The sequence below is a fragment of the Arthrobacter sp. P1_B3 genome, assembly GCF_056406615.1.
Genome location: NZ_JBFTZV010000005.1, coordinates 1 through 16,501 on the forward strand (window position 1 = coordinate 1; position 16,501 = coordinate 16,501).

16 protein-coding genes are annotated in these 16,501 nt (G+C 68.9%); 3 read left to right on the forward strand and 13 right to left on the reverse strand.

Annotated elements, in window-relative coordinates; translation table 11 throughout:
• The 3 genes from tyrS to AC1D2F_RS06755 all read right to left on the reverse strand — a co-directional run.
• The coding region (gene tyrS, locus AC1D2F_RS06745; protein WP_476966443.1) for a tyrosine--tRNA ligase at positions 1-1,178 on the reverse strand (1,178 nt) is incomplete at its 3' end.
• 91 nt (positions 1,179-1,269) lie between these two features.
• A complete protein-coding gene (locus AC1D2F_RS06750; protein WP_229993918.1) occupies positions 1,270-3,498 on the reverse strand; it encodes a HelD family protein in 2,229 nt (742 codons plus the stop codon).
• A gap of 150 nt (positions 3,499-3,648) precedes the next feature.
• Positions 3,649-4,206 carry an adenine phosphoribosyltransferase gene (locus AC1D2F_RS06755; protein ID WP_476966444.1) on the reverse strand — a complete coding sequence of 186 codons (558 nt, stop codon included), beginning with the start codon at positions 4,204-4,206 and terminating at the stop codon, positions 3,649-3,651.
• Positions 4,207-4,371: 165 nt separating this feature from the next.
• On the opposite strand from AC1D2F_RS06755, the gene AC1D2F_RS06760 reads away from it, so the two are divergent.
• Positions 4,372-4,989, forward strand: a complete 618-nt coding sequence (locus AC1D2F_RS06760; RefSeq protein ID WP_229993920.1) for a GNAT family N-acetyltransferase — start codon at positions 4,372-4,374, stop codon at positions 4,987-4,989.
• Positions 4,990-4,995: 6 nt separating this feature from the next.
• Here AC1D2F_RS06760 and AC1D2F_RS06765 read toward each other — a convergent pair whose 3' ends face one another.
• Both AC1D2F_RS06765 and AC1D2F_RS06770 read right to left on the reverse strand, forming a co-directional pair.
• Positions 4,996-5,595, reverse strand: coding sequence for a hypothetical protein (locus AC1D2F_RS06765; protein ID WP_229993921.1), 600 nt, complete (start codon positions 5,593-5,595; stop codon positions 4,996-4,998).
• A gap of 83 nt (positions 5,596-5,678) precedes the next feature.
• A complete protein-coding gene (locus AC1D2F_RS06770; RefSeq protein ID WP_229993922.1) occupies positions 5,679-6,404 on the reverse strand; it encodes a DNA-3-methyladenine glycosylase in 726 nt (241 codons plus the stop codon).
• Positions 6,405-6,494: 90 nt separating this feature from the next.
• Here AC1D2F_RS06770 and AC1D2F_RS06775 point away from each other — a divergent pair, with 90 nt between their 5' ends.
• Entirely contained in the window at positions 6,495-8,003 is a 1,509-nt protein-coding gene (locus AC1D2F_RS06775; RefSeq protein ID WP_229993923.1) for an AlkA N-terminal domain-containing protein, read from the forward strand.
• The gene (locus tag AC1D2F_RS06780; RefSeq protein ID WP_229993924.1) at positions 8,000-8,518 is read left to right on the forward strand and encodes a methylated-DNA--[protein]-cysteine S-methyltransferase; all 519 of its coding nucleotides are present in this window, start codon (positions 8,000-8,002) and stop codon (positions 8,516-8,518) included. Before AC1D2F_RS06775 ends, AC1D2F_RS06780 begins: the two co-directional genes overlap by 4 nt.
• 65 nt (positions 8,519-8,583) lie before the next feature.
• Here the strand turns inward: AC1D2F_RS06780 and AC1D2F_RS06785 are convergent, their stop codons facing one another.
• The 8 genes from AC1D2F_RS06785 to argB all read right to left on the reverse strand — a co-directional run bounded on the left by AC1D2F_RS06785 (position 8,584) and on the right by argB (position 16,500).
• Positions 8,584-9,321 (reverse strand): maleylpyruvate isomerase family mycothiol-dependent enzyme, encoded by a 738-nt coding sequence (locus tag AC1D2F_RS06785; RefSeq protein WP_229993925.1) that lies wholly within the window; start codon positions 9,319-9,321, stop codon positions 8,584-8,586.
• Positions 9,322-9,378: 57 nt separating this feature from the next.
• Positions 9,379-9,906 (reverse strand): pyridoxine/pyridoxamine 5'-phosphate oxidase, encoded by a 528-nt coding sequence (locus tag AC1D2F_RS06790; RefSeq protein ID WP_229993926.1) that lies wholly within the window; start codon positions 9,904-9,906, stop codon positions 9,379-9,381.
• 63 nt (positions 9,907-9,969) lie between these two features.
• Positions 9,970-11,385 carry an argininosuccinate lyase gene (argH, locus tag AC1D2F_RS06795; protein ID WP_364747493.1) on the reverse strand — a complete coding sequence of 472 codons (1,416 nt, stop codon included), beginning with the start codon at positions 11,383-11,385 and terminating at the stop codon, positions 9,970-9,972.
• The gene (locus tag AC1D2F_RS06800) at positions 11,385-12,590 is read right to left on the reverse strand and encodes an argininosuccinate synthase (protein ID WP_229993928.1); all 1,206 of its coding nucleotides are present in this window, start codon (positions 12,588-12,590) and stop codon (positions 11,385-11,387) included. Before AC1D2F_RS06800 ends, argH begins: the two co-directional genes overlap by 1 nt.
• A gap of 100 nt (positions 12,591-12,690) precedes the next feature.
• On the reverse strand, positions 12,691-13,221 hold the full coding sequence (locus AC1D2F_RS06805) for an arginine repressor (protein WP_079551248.1): 531 nt from the start codon (positions 13,219-13,221) through the stop codon (positions 12,691-12,693).
• A complete protein-coding gene (gene argF, locus AC1D2F_RS06810) occupies positions 13,221-14,246 on the reverse strand; it encodes an ornithine carbamoyltransferase (RefSeq protein ID WP_414645535.1) in 1,026 nt (341 codons plus the stop codon). Before argF ends, AC1D2F_RS06805 begins: the two co-directional genes overlap by 1 nt.
• Positions 14,243-15,574, reverse strand: a complete 1,332-nt coding sequence (locus tag AC1D2F_RS06815) for an acetylornithine transaminase (RefSeq protein ID WP_364747491.1) — start codon at positions 15,572-15,574, stop codon at positions 14,243-14,245. Before AC1D2F_RS06815 ends, argF begins: the two co-directional genes overlap by 4 nt.
• Positions 15,571-16,500, reverse strand: a complete 930-nt coding sequence (argB, locus tag AC1D2F_RS06820; protein ID WP_229993930.1) for an acetylglutamate kinase — start codon at positions 16,498-16,500, stop codon at positions 15,571-15,573. The genes AC1D2F_RS06815 and argB overlap by 4 nt, the downstream gene beginning before the upstream one ends.
• Position 16,501: the final 1 nt, after the last annotated feature.

Consider the following 16,501-nt stretch of genomic DNA (forward strand, 5'->3'; position numbering starts at 1 on the left):
CCTTCCCCCACGGTGCGGCGCGCGGCGGACTTGCTCTCTGACAGACCGGAGGCGACCAGCAGCTCGATGATGCCCAGGGCGCCGGCGTCGACAGTGGCGGACGGCAGCTCGGAGGTGGCCGCCTTCAATGTCGCTTCATCCAGCACAGAAAGATCGCCGTTGCCGAACACCGCGGCCGATGCCGCAATGACCTTCTCCGTGGCCTCCACGCCATGGACCAGCGAGGTCACCTCGTACGCCAGTTTCCGCTGGCCTTCGCGAGCGAACGGCCGTTCAGCGACCGCGAGTTCCAGTGCCTCAATCTCTGCCCGGCTGAGGAAGGTGAACACTTTGAGGCGGTCCGCGACGTCGGCGTCCGCGGTGTTCAGCCAGAACTGGTAGAAGGCGTACGGGCTGCACATGGCCGGATCCAGCCAGATGGCGTTGCCCTCGCTCTTGCCGAACTTGGTGCCGTCAGAGTTGGTGATGAGCGGCGTTCCCAGGGCGTGGACGTGCTTGCCCTCAACCTTCCGGATGAGCTCGGTGCCACTGGTGAGGTTGCCCCACTGATCCGAGCCGCCGGTCTGCAGCATGCAACCGTAGTCGCGGAACAGCTGCAGGTAGTCCATGCCCTGCAGGATCTGGTAGCTGAACTCCGTGTAGCTGATGCCTTCCTCGGAGCTGAGGCGGGACGCGACGGCGTCCTTGCGGAGCATGGTGCCGACACGGTAGTGCTTGCCGATCTCGCGCAGGAAGTCGATGGCGCTCAGGGGCGCCGTCCAGTCCAGGTTGTTGACCATTTGGGCGGCGTTGTCGCCCTCGAAGCTCAGGAAGCGGCGGACCTGGGCCTGCAGGTAGCCCACCCATTCGGACACAGTGTCCTTGGTGTTGAGGGTGCGTTCCGCCGTCGGACGCGGATCACCGATCAGTCCTGTGGAACCGCCCACCAGTCCGAGCGGCTTGTGGCCGGCCAGCTGGATCCGGCGCATGAGCAGGAGCTGGACCAGGTTGCCCAGGTGCAGGCTCGGCGCGGTCGGATCGAAGCCGCAGTAATACGTCGCGGGCTCGCCGGCGAGGAGCTTTTCGAGCTCCGCCTCATCCGTGGAGACGTGGACAAGGCCGCGCCATTTCAGCTCCTGCCAGATATTGGCAAAGCTGGGGTCGTTCTGCTGGGCATCGAGAATATTTAGCTGGGACACGCAATCTAAGTTAGCAGGATCAACGTCACCCGCATCGCAGTTGACGCCGTGCATCCGGCAACCGGACAGCCATTGCTGCCCGGTTGCCGGCCTACTCCTCGATGCCTGCCGGGATTCCGGCGGCGGCGATGAGCCGCAGGCGCTGGGTTGGCCGGGTCATGGCCACATACAGGTCGCCCACCCGGCCGTGCTCGTGGTTGAGCATGTCTGTCGGTTCCAGGACCACGACGCCGTCAAATTCCAGTCCCTTTGCCTCGCGGGGACTGATCACCACGATGTCCTGGGCGTAACTGCCCGCTCCGGTCCCGACACGGTGGCCGTACACGGCCCGCAGCGCCGCGCTGGCCTCGGGCAGCAGCTCGCCGTCGGCGATGACCGCCAGCAGTCCGCCCTCGATGGCGTCCAGCTCCTCCGGAAGCACCTCGACAAGCTTGTTGACGATCTGGCCCCTGCCGACACTGTCGATGACCGGGGACCAGCGGCCTTCCCTGACAGCCTTGGGCGCCGAAACCACCAGTCCGGCCGCGGTAGCCATGCGTGCAGCGGCCTCGGCGATCTGGGACGGCGTGCGGTAGTTGACGGTCAGTTCCTCGAGCTGCCAGCGGTCGCCGAACATGGGGCCCAATGCGCTGTGCCAGGAGTTGGCCCCGGCAACGGAACTTGTCTGGGCGATGTCGCCCACGATCGTGAACGACTTCAGCGGGCAGCGGCGGACCAGCAGCCGCCACTGCATGGGTGACAACTCCTGGGCTTCGTCCACCACGATGTGCCCAAAGGCCCAGCTGCGGTCCGTGGTGGCACGCTCTGCAGCGGTCAGCCGCGTCTCGCGCTCCTGGTTCTGGTCCACCAGGTCTTCAGCTGTGACGAGGACGTCCACGCCGGCGGTTTCCATGTTGACCAGGGTCTGCTTGGCATTGGCAAGGTCGCGGGCACGGTCCTGTTCCTGCTGCGCCAGTCCCCGTCCGGCGGCGGCATCAAGCTCGCCGAGCAATTCGGCGGCCTCGTCGAGCAGCGGAACGTCGGACTCGGTCCACGGCGAACCGGCAGGACGGAGCAGCAGCGCGCGTTCTTCCGGGGTGAGGTTGGGGGTGCATGCCTCGAGGACGGCCGGCTTGCTCAGCAGCTCCCCCACGAGCTTCTCCGGGGTCATCGGCATCCAGCACAGGTTCAGGGCGATCCGGACATCCCGGGCGGACCGGACGTCCTCCGCCAGATAGGAGCGGTCGGCGTTGTTGCCGATGTTGCCGGCCTCCACAAGTTCCGTCATCTGCTCGGTGAGTTCGCGGAGCAGGATCTTGACGAAGGACACGCGGGCCTCGTTGTGCGGTTTGCCCGTGGCGCGCGCCCTCTCCTTGGCGCGGCGGACTTGCCGCGGCGTGAGGACCAGCTTGCGGCCGTCGACCTCAAGGATCCGGTTTCCGGCCGGAATGCGCTGCCGGTTGGCCACGGCGTTGGCGACCACGTCGGCCATGTCCAGCCGGCCCTTGATGGCGGCTACGGCGGAGTCCGGCTCGGCAACGGCGGCGATGCCCGGCATGAGCCGGCCCAGGCTCGCCATCACGACACCGGTCTCGCCGAGCGAGGGCAGCACGCGTTCGATGTAGTTCATGAAGGACGACGTCGGCCCCACCAGCAGGACGCCAGCGCTCTTGAGCCTGTCCCGGTGCGTGTAGAGCAGGTACGCGGCGCGGTGCAGGGCGACAGCGGTCTTGCCCGTGCCCGGACCGCCCTGGACCACGAGTGCGCCGGAGATGGAGGAACGGATGATCCGGTCCTGCTCGGACTGGATGGTGCCGACGATGTCTGACATCCGGCCCGTCCGCTTGGAGTTCAGGGCCGCCAGCAGGGCGCCTTCACCCTGGAGCGAATCGCTGTCGGCAAGCATGTCGGCGTCGAGCACGTCGTCCTCGATTGCCTTGACCTCGCGGCCCTGCAGGATCAGGTGACGGCGGCGGCGGACACCCTGCCGGTCGAACGCCGTGGCCTGGTAGAAGTGGCCGGCCTCGGGCGCCCGCCAGTCCACCATGAGCCGCTGCAGATCCTCGGTGGTCAGGCCGATGCGGCCGATGTACTGGGCCTCCCCGGAATCCAGGTCCAGGCGGCCGAATACGAGCCGGTCATCGACGGCGTCGAGCTGGGCGAGGCGGTCCTCGTAGAGGGCCGCGAAGGCATCGCGTTCGGAAACGTTCTGCATGGTGCCCACGGCACCGGCACGGCGCACCTGGGCCAGCTGGGTGCGCTTCTCCACCCGCAACTCATCGAGCCGGGCGTAAAGTCCGGCCACATAGTCGCGTTCATGGGCCAAATCAGCGTCGTGCATCGAACGTTCCCCTATCGAAAAAGACGGACCCACCATTCTACAGCCATTTCGGCGGACACGGCTGTTGCATGTCGCCGAAACAATGCCAAGGCAGTCTTCGTCAGGGAATTCTACCGACACGACCCGGATGGTCCAGCCCCGCAGTCCCCGTTAGATCCGCAGCAGGGAGCGGACGTTGTGGCCGGTGAGGGCCGTGCGGCCGGCAAGTTCGTCGAGTTCCATGACCACGCCGACGCCGGCGACGTGGATCCCGCACCGCTCGAACAGCCGCGCCGCGGCGCCGAGCGTACCGCCGGTGGCGAGCACGTCGTCGAGGATCAGCACCCGGCTCCCGGGCGCCAGGTCCGTGGTGTGCAGCTCAAGGGTGGCGGTGCCGTACTCCAGGGCGTAGTACTCGGAAAACACTTCGCGCGGCAGCTTGCCGGCCTTGCGGACCGTGATGACTCCGGTCCCAGTGGCGTACGCTGCGGCCGCCGCGAGCAGGAAGCCGCGGGCTTCCACTCCGGCGACGGCGTCGAACTGGCCCTGGAATGGTCCCACCAGGGCATCGACGACGGCCCCGAAGGCAGTGGCGTCGGCGAACACCGGGGTCAGGTCCTTGAAGCTGATTCCGGGTTTGGGATAGTCCGGGATGGTGGCGCACAGGCTCTCGATCAGCTCATCCACGGGCAGTGCTGTCTTGGTCTGGTTCAGCTCGCTTTGATTCACCCATCCACCTTACTGGCTGGTAGCGGGACGTTGCAGGGCCGTGGCCGCCGGCGCCGGCTGGCCCGGGGCCGGCGGCCACGCGGCAACCCATCAGTCATCCAATGTTCACGCGGGCGGCGCCGGAAACGCCGGTCCCGTCCACCCCGGCGGTGATTGAATGCTCGAATGCGACACGAAATCGTCCTCTCCGGCCATGGGGTCCGCCTGGTTCCGCTGGCTCCGCATCACGCGGCAGGCCTCTTTGATTTCGTGGATCCCGGCATGTGGGCAGGCATGGCGGCGCCCATGCCGGGGACGGGCGGCGAACTGGCAGCACTGTTCCAGTCTCGGCTGGAGGATCCCGCCACCATCCCGTTCGCCGTGACGGACGGGCGCACCGGCGCCCTGCTGGGCACGACGTCCCTCCGCGACTACGTCCCGGCCCAGCAACGCCTTGAAATCGGCGGAACTTTTTACGGGCGGCAGTTCTGGGGCAGCCACGTCAATCCGGCGAGCAAGCATATGCTCCTCGCCTACGCCTATGAGGTACTGGAAGTCCACCGGGTGGCCTTCCGCTGCGACGCCCGCAACACCCGGAGCGCGACGGCGATTGAGCGGCTCGGCGCCCAATTCGAGGGGATCCTCCGCGGCCACCGGGCGGCCCCGGGCGGAGGACGCGCGGATACCGCCGTCTTTTCGATCCTCTCGCAGGAGTGGCCGCCAGTGCGGGAAGAGCTTCGGCGGCGCCTCGCCCCCTTCGCCGTTAGCGCAGACTACGGGCTCAGCAGTTTCGCCGCCTCCTAGAAATTCCTACGCTTCTGCCGTTGGGGGCCCGGTGTCGCCGCCCGGTTCCGGCGGGCGCAGGAGTTCGTTGGCAAGCCCGTAGGAGACGACGCCCAGCGCTGTTCTGAGCGCGCGCTCGGCGTCGAACCGGCCGGCCGCCACGCTGCTCAGCCGGCTGTAGTCCTCAGCCCACCCGGACCGGCGGAACCTGTCGGCGTCACCATGCAGGAGCCGACCGTAGAGGACGTCCTCGAACAGGTCATGGTCATCCAGGGCGATTTCGGCCATCAGCGCCGGGCGGTCCCGGATCATCCCGTTCGTGAACAAGCCGGCCGCTTCTGCCGTGCCCTCGGTTATCCGGGGGTCCGCCGAGTAGTTGCACAGGCGCAGGGCCCTGACTACGAGTTTGAGCGAAACGTGTTCTTCCGGAACGATGAATTTACGCAGCAGGGCTGCACGGAAGAGCTCCACCCAGTGCCTGCGCTCTGCCTCGACGGGGTCCACCGCGATCTGCTCGCCGTCAGGGGTGAACAGTTCCACCATGCGGAAGTACTCGGTGGCCAGCTGCGCAAAGATCTGGAGCCGTTCCAGCTCGTTGCCCGGTTTTCCGCGTTTCCCCTCGCCCATAATGCTCCATCATCCCCCACCGTGGGCGCGGCATCAGGCTGATTGCAGGGTGCCTGCCGGGTGCCTGCCGAGTGCCTGCCGCGTTACGCGCCGCGGGTGGTTGCCGCCTTTGGCGCCTTTGCCGCCTTGTAGCGGGAGACGGTCGGGTCGCCGCTGAGCCAGAACCGCCAGGGGTAGTCGTGGCTGCCGCCCGCGCCGGAGACGCCAACGCGCGGACCGGAGCTGATGCCTGAAGCGACCCCTTCCGGCGGGTGCGCGGGCGGTTCCAGCCGGAACGGCGGCGCGAGGGCGTCGCGCCCGCTGTCCGCCGTCGTCAGCCCCAGTGCGGTGGCCAGCCGGGCAGGCCCGCTGGCGAGGTCGATGTCCGATTTCGACGTCGGGCGCCTGGCCCTGGCCAGTTCGTGCCCCGCAACCACCTCGCCGGCCCGCAGCAGCAGCGCCGACGCAACGCCCTCGGGCCCGCACACGATATTGGCGCAATGGTGCATCCCGTAGGTGAAATACACGTAGAGGTGGCCGGCCGGGCCGAACATCGGCGCGTTGCGGGCCGTTTGGCCGCGGAAGGTGTGGGACCCGGGGTCAGGATGGTGGGAATCATGCGGGCCGAGGTACGCCTCCACCTCGGTAATCCGCACCGAGACGGAGCCCTCGGCCCCGTCGTGCGTCAACACGGCGCCGAGGATCAGCGGCGCCACGTGCCGTGCATCGGCCGAGAGCAGCTCCCGGAGCGGCGCGGCCGCGCCTGTCACCGTGCCGGGCTGGGTACCTGTACCCGTGCCGGGCCGGGCAGGAGGCGGGCTCGACGTCATGCTCAGACTTTAACAAACGCCGCCGGAGGACCACACGGCCGTGTCCGAATTCCGCTAGCAGGTGTCCAGCGAAGCTGGCAGGATGGGGTCATGGACTTCTGGCAGCGCTACCGGGCAATCGACGCCCGGGACACCCGTTTCGACGGGCAGTTCTATACCGCTGTCCGGACCACCGGCATCTACTGCCGGCCCTCGTGCCCAGCGCGGACGCCCAAGGCGGACAACGTCACGTTCTATGAAACGTCCGCTGCCGCGCACGACGCCGGCTACCGGGCCTGCAAACGCTGCCTACCCGAGGCCGTGCCCGGCACTCCGGCCTGGAACGTGCGCTCCGATATCGCCGGCCGGGCCATGCGGCTCATCAATGACGGCGTGATCAACCGCGACGGCGTCGAGGGGCTGGCGGCCCGGCTCGGCTACTCCTCGCGCCAGCTCAACCGGATCCTAAGCCACGAGCTCGGCGCCGGTCCGCTGTCCCTGGCGCGGGCGAGCCGCGCCCAGACCGCCCGCACCCTGCTGGTCTCCACCGGCATGAAAGTCTCGGATATCGCCTTCGCCGCCGGGTTCAGCAGCGTGCGCCAGTTCAACGAGACCATCGGCGAGGTCTTTGCGATGACGCCCTCCGCGCTGCGGGCTACTGCGCGGCATCACCGCTCCCCCGCAGCGACCACCGCGCTCACGCTCAATCTTCCGTACCGCGAACCGTTCGACCCCGGCGTCTTCGACTTCCTCGCCGTCCGTGCCATCCCCGGGATCGAGGAAGGTACTTCCAGTTCCTACGCCCGGACCCTGAAGCTGACGCACGGCGATGCCCGCTTCCGGGTGGATTACGATGCCGGCGCGGCCGGGCGTCCGCTCGTGCTGACCATCGGCGCCGTCGATCTCCGGGACCTGGCCGCCCTGCTGAGCAGGGTCCGCCGCCTGCTGGACCTGGACGCCGATCCCGTCGCCATCGATGCCGCCCTCGCCGCCGATCCCCGCCTGGCCGCCACGGTGGCGCGCACACCCGGCATGCGGATGCCCGGCGCCGTGGATCCGCAGGAGCTGCTGATCCGGGCCATGATCGGCCAGCAGATCACAGTGGCCGCCGCGCGGACCGCCCTGGTCCAGCTGTCCGTGGCCGGGAGCGCGAGCCTGGTGCCCGACGACGGTCTCCACCGGCTGTTCCCGACGGCCGCCCAGATTGCGGAGACCGGCTTCGAACTGCTCCGCGGCCCGCAGCGGCGGATCGATTCCGTCCGGGGCGCCGCCGCGGCGATGGCTTCGGGCGACCTGGACTTCGGCTACGGCGATGACGTGCACGGGCTGGAGGCCAAACTCCTGCCGCTGGCCGGCGTCGGGCCGTGGACCGTGGGATACGTCGCGATGCGGGTTATCGGCGCGCCGGATGTGTTCCTGGCCAACGATGCCGCCGTCCGCAACGGCATCCGCTCACTCGCCCAGAACCCCGACGGCGCCCTGACCACTGATTTCCGTGAGGTCAGCCCATGGCGGTCCTACGCCACCATGCACCTTTGGCGCGCAGCAGCGGCTGCCCAGGCCGCAGCGCGCGCGCCGTCTCCAGCTCAAAAGCAGACTCCGAAGAAAGCGAAACCATGAAAGCCCAGCTGTTGACCATGTCCACCCCGGACGGTCCTTTCACCATCATTGCCCGCGACGGCGCCGTCCTGTCTTCGGGCTGGACCGCCGTTCCCGGTGAGCTGACCGGGCAGATCCACGCGGACCTGCTGCCTGGCGAATTCGAGACCGTTGCCGGCCTGGGCTCCATCTCTGCGGCCGTGGAGGCGTTCTACTCCGGCGATCCGGAACCGGCCATGGCCGTGCCGGTGCTGCAGAAGTCCGGACCTTTCCGCAGCCACGCCTGGGATGTGCTGCGCACGGTCGCCCCGGGGCGCCTGGTGACCTACACGGAGTATGCGGAGCTCTCCGGCAACGCCAAGGCCGTCCGGGCGGCGGCCAGTGCCTGCGCTTTCAACGCGGCGGCCCTGTTTGTTCCCTGCCACCGCGTCATCCGCACCGACGGGACCCTGGGCGGATTCCGCTGGGGGCTGGCCGTCAAGGGCAGCCTGTTGGACCGGGAACGCGAACTCGCCCTCGCAACGGCACGGCCCTAGGCCTAAGGCTGCACGGACCCGGGCACCGCGCCGGGCGGGGGATGGCCGGCCATGGACCAGGGACTTTAGTTGTTGACGGGCACTCCGGCGGGCCAGGGCAACAGTTCCGGAAGGTCAACGCCGTCGGCCGCGGCGGTAGCGCGCAGGCTGCCGAGGGTGGGTGTGCGGCCGGCGAGCCACGCGGCGATGTCCGTGAGCATGCCGTTGATCACCGTCGAGGTTCCGCCGCTCCCGATGGCCACCGCGGGCAGGCCGAGCGGCTGCAGCACAAAGCGCTGGCCCTCGGGCACCCGGGCTGAGAGGAAATCGAAGAGGTGCCCGCAGAAGGGGCGGCTCCAGGTTTCCGGTCCGTGGCCGGTGCCGAGATCGGCCGCATGGATGATGAGTTCGCGCCATAGCGCCAGGCCGCCGTCGAACACGACTCCCCCGCGGTAGGTGATGGGCTCGCGCCAGCCGGCCGCATCGAGGGAGTCGAAGGCGCGCAGGGCCCTGCCCAACGCTGAGTCGAGGTCGGCCCGGTGCTGAGCGAGGCTGTGGCCGGCCGCCATCCCGATGGCGCGGTTCCGCCCCTCGAAGCCGCCGTCGTAAAGCTCCACGCCCTCGCCGCGGGCGGCGTATTCGAGCTGGCGGCCCATCGCGTTGGCAATCCCGCAGATGTGGGCCAGCACGTGCCCGCGGCTCCAGCCGGGCAATTCCGACGGCGCTTTGATGTCCTGTTCCGTCAGTTTCGCTGCGATTCCGGCCACGACGTCGGCGGCACGGTGCAGATCTGCCCGAAGGTTCTCTGGTGTGATTGAGGTCATGGCGCCCATCCTAAACCGAGCCACCCAATTAAGTCGGATTAACTGAGTGGAACCCGGTCAGCGGGGCGCGTAGCGGTGCCGGATGTGCCGGCGGTCGTGCCGGGCCTGCCAGAATTCGATTTCGCGGGGCCGGATGGCGTAGAGCTGCCAGTCTGTGTTTTCATTTTCGCTGCCGTCGGCGCCCGGCCGGGCCTGCCAGTCCGCGGCCGAGGCCTCGGCGGACAGCTCCACGACGTCCCCGGCCACCCGCACCTGGCGGCCCTGCTGCTGCCAGAAGAAGTTCAGCGCCGCGTGCGGGTTGGCCGCGAGCTCCTGGCCCTTGCGGGATTCCCGGGAGGTCGCGAAGTGCCAGCCGTCGGCGTCGATGTCCTTCAGGATCAGCATCCGCGACGACGGCCGGCCCTGCCCATCGGCGGTGGCCAGGCTGCACGCGTTGGGCTGCGGCACCCCGGCCGCCAGCGCTTCGTCCAGCCACAGCCGGAACAGCTCTGCCGGGTCCGCGGGCGCGGAGTCCGGGTCAAAGTCCGGGAGGCGCTCCGGGAAATCGGGCAGGGCACGCAGCATTTGGCGGAACGGTTCGCTCATGTGCCTACCTTAACCGCCGCGAGGGCCCCATCCGCAGAGGGCCCCCGCGCGTAGAGACCGGTGCTACCCCGCGTACGTCCGCACGCCGGCGAGCTCGCCGTCGAGGGCCAGCAGCTGGCGTTCGACGGCGGCCGGTGCGGTGCCGCCTTGGGAGTTCCGGCTGTTGAGCGAACCCTCAGTGGACAGGACCGTGCGGACCTCTGGCGTCAGGTGCTCCGAGATGGCGGCGTATTCCTCGTCCGTCAGGTCCCAGAGCTCGACGCCGCGGCTTTCGGCCTGCTTCACCGCGGCGCCTGAGAGCTCGTGCGCCTCGCGGAACGGAACGCCCTGGCGGACCAGCCATTCGGCGATGTCCGTCGCCAGCGCGAAGCCCTGCGGTGCCAGCGCTTCCATCCGTTCGGTGTTGAACTTCAGCGTCGCGATCATGCCGGACACTGCCGGGAGCAGGACCTCCAGCGTATCGGCGGCGTCGAAGACCGGCTCCTTGTCCTCCTGCAGGTCGCGGTTGTACGCGAGCGGCAGCCCCTTCAGGGTGGCCAGCAGCCCGGTCAGGTTGCCGATCAGCCGGCCGGCTTTTCCGCGTGCCAGTTCCGCCACGTCCGGGTTCTTCTTCTGCGGCATGATCGAGGAGCCGGTGGAGTAGGAATCGTGCAGGGTGACGAAGGAGAACTCCTTCGTGGCCCACAGGATCACTTCCTCCGAGACCCGGGACAGGTCCACGCCGATCATGGCCGTGATCCAGGCGAACTCGGCGAAGACGTCGCGGGAGGCGGTGCCGTCGATCGAGTTGTGCGTCGCCGAGAAAAAGCCCAGGTCGGCTGCGACGGCCTCCGGGTCCAGGCCCAGCGAGGAGCCCGCCAGGGCACCTGAACCGTAGGGCGAAACGCCGGCGCGCTTGTCCCAGTCCTGGAGCCGCTGCACGTCACGCAGCAACGCCCAGGCGTGAGCGAGCAGGTGGTGGCTGAGCAGGACCGGCTGGGCGTGCTGCAGGTGGGTGCGGCCGGGCATGGCCACCCCCTGGTGCGCCTTGGCCTGGTCCACCAGTGCGTCGATCGTTGAGAGCACGCCGCGGGCGATAATCCGGGCGTGGTCGCGCAGGAACATCCGGCCCAGCGTGGCCACCTGGTCGTTGCGGGACCGGCCGGCGCGGAGCTTGCCGCCGAGCTGGGTGCCGGCGCGCTCGATCAGGCCGCGCTCGAGTGAACCGTGCACGTCCTCATCCGACTCCGCCGGCAGGTAGGCGCCGGAGGCGACGTCCTCATCCAGCCGGGTCAGTGCGGCAAGCATGCCCTCAAGTTCGGCGTCATCCAGCAGCCCGGCCTTGTGCAGCACGCGGGCGTGCGCCTTGGACCCGGCGATGTCGTAGCGGGCCAGCCGCCAGTCGAAGTGCGTGGACTTGCTCAGCGCGGCGAGGGCGTCCGCGGGGCCGCCGGCGAACCGGCCGCCCCACAGCGCGCCTTCATTGGTGGCGGACGCCATTACTGACCTGCGACGCGGATGTCGCGGCCGGAGGCAACCTTGGCGGACATGCCCCACAGCTCGATGAAGCCGCGCGCCATCGACTGGTCGAACGTGTCGCCGGTGTCGTACGTGGCGAGGTCGAAGTCGTAGAGCGAGGTCTCGGAGCGGCGTCCGTTGACGATCGCCTGGCCGCCGTGGAGCACCATGCGGATGTCGCCGGTGACGTAGCGCTGGGTGTCCTCGATGAAGGCGTCGAGGGAGCGCTTGAGCGGGGAGAACCACTGGCCGTCGTAGACCAGCTCGGCCCAGCGCTGGCCGACGGTCGCCTTGAAGCGGGCCTGCTCGCGCTCGATCGTGATGTCCTCGAGGTGCTTGTGCGCGGTGATGAGCGCCATGGCACCGGGGGCCTCGTAGATCTCGCGGGACTTGATGCCCACGAGGCGGTCCTCGACGACGTCGATGCGGCCGACGCCCTGGGCGCCGGCGCGCCGGTTGAGTTCCTTGATGGCCTGCAGCGGGGTGACCTTGACGCCGTCGATCGCGACCGGCACGCCGGCCTCGAAGGAGATAGTGACCTCATCCGGCGCCGGCGGGAATTCCGGGGTGGCGGTGTAGTCGTAGATGTCCTTGGTGGGGGCGTTCCAGATGTCTTCGAGGTAGCCGGTTTCAACGGCGCGGCCCCAGACGTTCTGGTCGATCGAGTACGGGTTCTTCTTGGTGGTCTCGATCGGCAGTCCCTTTTCCTCGGCGAACGCGATGGCCTTGTCGCGGGTCAGGGCGAGGTCACGGACCGGTGCGATGCACTTCAGGTCCGGGCCGAGGGTCTGGATGCCGACTTCGAAGCGGACCTGGTCGTTGCCCTTGCCGGTGCAGCCGTGGGCGACGGTGGTGGCGCCGAATTCGCGGGCGGCCTTGACCAGGTGCTTGACGATCACCGGGCGGGAGATGGCCGAGACCAGCGGGTAGTGGCCCTGGTAGAGGGCGTTGGCCTTCAGCGTGGGCACGCAGTACTCGTTGGCGAACTCGTCGCTGGCGTCGGCGACGTAGGCTTCGACGGCGCCGCAGCCCAGCGCGCGCTGGCGGATGGTCTCCAGCGATTCGCCGCCCTGTCCGACGTCGACCGCCACGGCGATGACCTCGGCGCCGGTGGCTTCACCGATCCAGCCGATGGCTACGGAAGTATCCAGGCCACCGGAGTAGGCCAGAACAATACGCTCAGTCACGGAAATGCTCCTTAGTTGTTTGGTGATGCTGTAAGTGTGGGAAAAATCTCTCTGCTGCAAGCCTGTCACAAGCCCGGTTGTGCCCGGGGCGTTGCGCGGCTTATTGGCCGGCTTCCTCGGCGAACTGCAGGAAGCGTGCGGCGATGTCGGCGCCGCCCAGGGGGTCCCGGGTGACAAGCAGGACGGTGTCGTCCCCAGCGATGGTGCCCAGGATCGAGGGCATCACGGAGTGGTCGATGGCGAGGGCAAGGAAGTTTGCGGCGCCCGGCGGGGTCCGGAGCACCACGAGGTTGGCCGAGGCCTCGGCGGTGACGAGCAGTTCCCCGCACAACCGGGTCAGCCGGGCGTCGAGGATTTCCTGCGTGACGCCGCTCTTGGCCGCCCGTTCGCCGCCCTCCCCCGGGACGGCGTAGACCAGCACGCCGTCCTTGCCGCGGACCCGGACGGCGCCGAGTTCCACGAGGTCGCGGGAGAGCGTGGCCTGGGTGACCTGGACGCCGTCGTCCGCGAGCAGCGCCGCGAGCTCAGCCTGGGAACGGACCGACTCGCCCGTCAGAATCGCTGTGATCCGCGCCTGCCGGGCTGTCTTGGTGGCCGGGCTGGCCCCCGGAGAGGCTGGCTGGACGGACATCAGGCCAAGCCGTCCACCGGTGCCAGCCCATCAACTGGCGCGAGCCCGTCAACAACAGCCAGGCCGGAGCGGTGCATGAGCCAGGCCATCAGCGCCTTCTGGGCATGGAGCCGGTTTTCAGCCTCGTCCCAGACCACCGACTGCGGGCCGTCAATGACGTCCGCGGCGATCTCGTAGCCCCGGTAGGCCGGCAGGCAGTGCAGCACGACGGCGTCCGGCGCCGCGAGCTTCATCGCGTCGGCGTCCACGGAGTAGTCGCGGAACAGTTTCATCCGCGCTTCCTTCTCCGCCTCCTGGCCCATGGACACCCACGTGTCGGTGGCGACGACGTCGGCGCCCAGGAGGGCCTCCACGGCGTCGACCGTCACCAGCACGGAGCCGCCGGTCTCCGCGGCACGGTCCTCGGCGGCGGCGATGATCTCCGGAGACGGCAGGTACCCTGCCGGTCCCGCGATGCGGACGTTCATGCCGGCCGTGACGCCGGCCAGCAGGTAGGAGTTGGCCATGTTGTTGGCCGAGTCGCCCAGGTACGCCATGGTCAGGCCCTTGAGCGAGCCCTTGTGCTCCTTGACGGTCAAGAGGTCGGCCAGCAGCTGGCACGGGTGGTAGTCATCGCACAGGGCGTTGATGACCGGAACGCGGGAGTTCGCGGCCATGGCGACAAGCCCGGCATGCGCGCCGGTGCGCCACACGATGGTGGACACCATGCGTTCGAGCACCTTGGCGGTGTCCTCGACCGATTCCTTGTGCCCGATCTGCGCCTCGCCGGGGTTGATGATGAGCGCGTTGCCGCCCATGTCCGCGATGCCGGTGGCGAAGGAGACCCTGGTCCGGGTGGAGGTCTTGTCGAAGATGACGGCCACGGTCTGGCGGCCGCTGCCTGCCGCGGCGAAGGGCTGCACACTGTAGGGCGCGGCCTTCATCCGGACGGCGAGCTCGAGGACCTCGGCCTGTTCGGCCGGGGTGAGGTCCGTGTCCTTGAGGAAGTGGCGGGTGGGCACTGATGCGGTCACGACGGCGGTCACTTGGCGTCCTTTGCGGCGTTGTTACTTGAAGTGGCGGGCTGTTCGGCGGACTTTTCGGCAGTGGACTTTGCGGTCTCGAGCAACGCGGGCAGTGCCGCCAGGAAGCGGTCGGCCTGTTCGGTGGTCAGGATCAGCGGCGGTGCCAGCCGGATGGTGCGCGGGCCCGGGCTGTTGACGATGAAACCGGCGTCAAGCCCGGCGGTGACGACGCCCGGGGCGACGTCGGCGTCGAGGTCGAAGCCGATCAGCAGCCCCTCCCCGCGGACCTCGGTGACGCCGGCGATTCCGGCGAGGCCGGCGCGCAGGTGCTCCCCCACGCCCCGGACGTGGGCCAGGATGTCCTGGTTTTCGAGGACGTGCAGCGTGGCGAGGGCGGCCGCAGTGGCCACCGGGTTGCCGCCAAAGGTGGTGCCGTGCTGGCCGGCGGTCAGCAGCTCGGACGTTTCCGGTCCGAACGTCACGAGCGCGCCGACCGGGAAGCCGCCGCCCAGGCCCTTGGCGAGGGTCACGGCGTCGGGCACGATCCCGGCGTCCTCACTGGCCAGCCACTTGCCGGTGCGGCCGATGCCGGTCTGGACCTCGTCGAGGATCAGCAGGGCGCCGGCGGCGCTGGTGGCCTCGCGGGCGGCCAACAGGTAGCCGGCGGGCAGCGGCCGGACGCCGGCCTCGCCCTGGATCGGTTCGAGGAAGACGGCGGCGGTGGTGTCGTCCACGGCGGCGCGGAGGGCATCGATGTCACCGAACGGGACATGCACGACGCCGCCTGGCAGCGGCGCGAACGGCGCCCGGTAAGCTTCCTTCGCCGTCAGCGCGAGGGCGCCCATGGTGCGCCCGTGGAAGGCGCCTTCGAGCGCGATGATCTTGGTGCGCGGCGTCTCGTCCGGGCCTGTGTTCCGGCGCGCCAGCTTGAAGGCCGCCTCAACGGCCTCGGTACCGGAGTTGGCGAAGAACACTTTGGACCCGGCAGGTGCCTTGGACAGTTCCAGCAGCTTCTCCGCCAGGGCGATCTGGGTGGGGCTCGTGAAGAAGTTGGAGACATGGCCCAGGGTGGCCAGCTGGCTGGAGATCACCGAGGTGACGAACGGGTGGGCGTGGCCGAGGGCGTTCACGGCGATGCCGCCGAGCAGGTCCAGGTACTCCTTGCCGTCGGCGTCCCACACGAGGCAGCCGGCGCCGCGGACCAGGACCCGCTGCGGGGTGCCGAAGACGCCCAGCAGGGAGGAGGAGTAGCGGGAGAGCCACTGCGCGCCGGTGGCGCGCGAGTGGACCAGGTCGGCTACCGGAGAGTGTTCGAGATCCGTGGAAGGTGCAGTTTCGATCTGGTTCATTTGCTTTCCTCGTCGGGGACGACCTGGGTGCCGATGCCGGCGGTCGTGAATGTTTCCAGGAGCATCGAGTGCGGCAGGCGGCCGTCCACGATGTGGGCGCGCTCGACGCCGTCGTCAATCGCTTTCAGGCAGGCCGCCATCTTCGGGATCATGCCGGACTCAAGGCGCGGCAGCATCTCTCGCAGCTCCGAAGCCGTCAGCGACGAGATGAGCGATGACCTGTCCGGCCAGTTGGCGTAGAGGCCTTCGACATCGGTCAGGATGACCAGCTTGGATGCCCCCAGGGCCGAGGCGACCGCCGCCGCCGCCGTGTCCGCGTTGACATTAAGTACCTGCCCGGTGGTGGATCCGTCTGCGGAGATCTCCGGGGCAACGGTGGAGACTACCGGGATCCGGCCGGCCGCGAGGATGTCCACGATCCCTTCCGGGTTGACGCCCACCACTTCCCCGACGAGGCCCAGGTCCACCTCCTCGCCGTCCACCACGGTGCCGGTGCGGACGGCGCGGAGCAGTCCGCCGTCCTCGCCGGACATGCCGACGGCGTACGGGCCGTGGGAGTTGATCAGGCCCACGAGTTCGCGTCCCACCTGGCCGGTGAGGACCATCCGGACCACGTCCATGGCCTCGGGTGTGGTGACGCGGAGCCCGCCCTTGAATTCGGATTCGATCCCGAGCCGGCTGAGCATGGCGTTGATCTGCGGGCCGCCGCCGTGAACCACCACGGGGTGGATGCCGACGTGGTGCAGGAACACGACGTCTTCGGCGAAGGCGCGGCGGAGCTCGTCGTTGACCATGGCGTTGCCGCCGTACTTGATCACCATGGTGCTGCCGGCAAAGCGCTGGATCCAAGGCAACGCCTCGATCAACGTGGCGGCTTTGTCCCGGGCGTCGGACTGGGATGTCGTCTCGCGGGTCTGGGTGTTCATG